Here is a 1,983-nt window from a genome sequence, read left to right as displayed (position 1 = left end):
TTTTCATTGAGTATAAGAGTCTAAACATATCAAAAAACAAGCATTTCCAATTACGGAAGTGCTCATTTTTTTGATACTTAAAAGTAAGTGTATCCCCCTAACGCTGTCTAATATGTCTCCCCTATATGCATACGCTTCCACTCAGAGAACTCTACCTTGAACAGTTCAGGGGCTTTTTTAGCATTGTTATAAACTATAATATAGTAACCTTCCTTATTCCAAAACTTTCCTAAAATCTCAGCGTCTTCCAGCTCTGCTTCATAATCTAATACTCATCTGCTTTCAAAAAGCATTCTATTCCATCTCCGATTAACGATGGACTTTATCACCTCCTTCTCCAGTCCTTGTATAACATCTTGAAGTTGATTCATGATATCTTCCAATATGGGCATCAACAGCTCCATAACAATAGCGAAATTCTCGTATATGGTGACTATGGACATGTGGATCTACTCCCATTGGAGCCCAACAAGATCCCAGTTTACTGATTCTACCGAAACCAGCCTCATCTTAGTACATCAAGCGAACCTTACGAAAATGCCTACTGGTTTTAAAGCGCTTTCTTGTCTTCTTGAATTGAGATTTTATTTTTAGACGCGACAATGGTTTGAGAGTCTGCTTTCTTGGGATGTTCTGGACGTGGCCTAATATTTCGCCAACCATGGCGCTTCAAGAGTTGATAAAAGGCATCACGTGTGTAGGAAGGACCTAACTCCTTTGTATAAGCCTGAAATAAGGCATCAATTGTAACAAATTCTCCTGCCTCTGCAGCCTTCAAATGACGGGCAAGAAAGGCTTTCTCTTCCTCAATTGTCATATATGCATGGTTACGACCACCACGTGTTTCTTGAAGGAGAGAATCGCGTCCGAACTCCTCATATTTTTTTACAGTTGGCCAAATCGTTGTTTGATTACAGTCTAAAAGCTCTATAATCTCTTTATAAGATTTACCCATCAGACGAAATAGAACGATTTGAAGGCGTTTATGATATTTAGCTGTACTAGAGTCTTTTAAAAGTGTTTTGATAGCTTGGATTTCTTCTTTAGTTGATTTCATATTACTATTATATAATACTTTTTTATTTTAGCTTAGTATGAGTGTCCTTGTTCACGTCTTTCTTTTCCCACATGAAGAGAGTTCTGACGCCAACATCAAAAACCTTGGCTGCCTCGACATGGCTGTGCCCCTCTTTGATGTAATCTAATTCTCGATGTTTAAAATCTGTACTATATGCCATAGCTTTATTATAACATGCTTGTTTGAAACTAAGAAAATATCAAAACTCCATAATTGTTTTTCTAAAATACAGCTTTCAAATATCCTTAAATATAATAGACTTCCTGTGAAACAAAAATATGATACAATAAAATTATGAAGCAAGTAAACAACTAACTGATACACGATTTAAGCTCCTGGTTGGTGTTCAGCGCACCACTTTTGAAGAGATGTTAGCTGTATTGAAAACAGCTTATCAAGGTAAACACGCAAAAGGGGGACGAAAACCTAAACTAAGCCTAGAAGACCTTCTTATGGCGACTTCAATATGTGCGAAAATATCGAACTTATGAACAAATTGCGGCTGATTTTGGTATCCACGAAAGCAACTTAACTCATCGGAGTCAATGGGTTGAAGTAACTCTTGTTCAAAGTGGTTTTACGATTTCAAGAACTCCTCTCAGTTCTGAGGACACGGTAATGATTGATGCGACGGAAGTAAAAATCAATCGCCCTAAAAAAACAATTAGCGAATGATTCTGGTAAAAAGAAATGCCACGCTATGAAGGCTCAAGCGATTGTCACAAGTCAAGGGAGAATTGTTTCTTTGGAGATCACTGTGAACTATTGTCATGATATGAAGTTGTTCAAAATGAGTCGCAGAAATATCGGACAAGCTGGTAAAATCTTGGCTGACAGTGGTTATCAAGGAATCATGAAGATAGATCCTCAAGCACAAACTCCACGTAAATCCAGCAAACTCAAGC

At 37.6% G+C, this 1,983-nt stretch carries 3 pseudogenes; 1 reads left to right on the top strand and 2 read right to left on the bottom strand.

Features of this window, described 5'->3' with window-relative positions:
• Positions 1-272: 272 nt before the first annotated feature.
• Positions 273-1,057, bottom strand: a pseudogene (locus tag HT723_RS10710) (IS630 family transposase).
• A 41-nt stretch (positions 1,058-1,098) separates the two neighbouring features.
• Positions 1,099-1,238: pseudogene (locus HT723_RS10705) on the bottom strand (IS630 transposase-related protein); the annotation flags it as partial.
• 175 nt (positions 1,239-1,413) lie between these two features.
• Here HT723_RS10705 and HT723_RS10700 point away from each other — a divergent pair.
• Positions 1,414-1,983 (top strand): annotated as a pseudogene (locus HT723_RS10700) (transposase family protein); the annotation flags it as partial.

The organism is Streptococcus sp. 2106 (assembly GCF_013277315.1).
GTDB lineage: Bacteria > Bacillota > Bacilli > Lactobacillales > Streptococcaceae > Streptococcus > Streptococcus pseudopneumoniae.
Note: the sequence above shows the minus strand (reverse complement) of the source record. Positions and strands in the feature narration are given on the sequence as shown.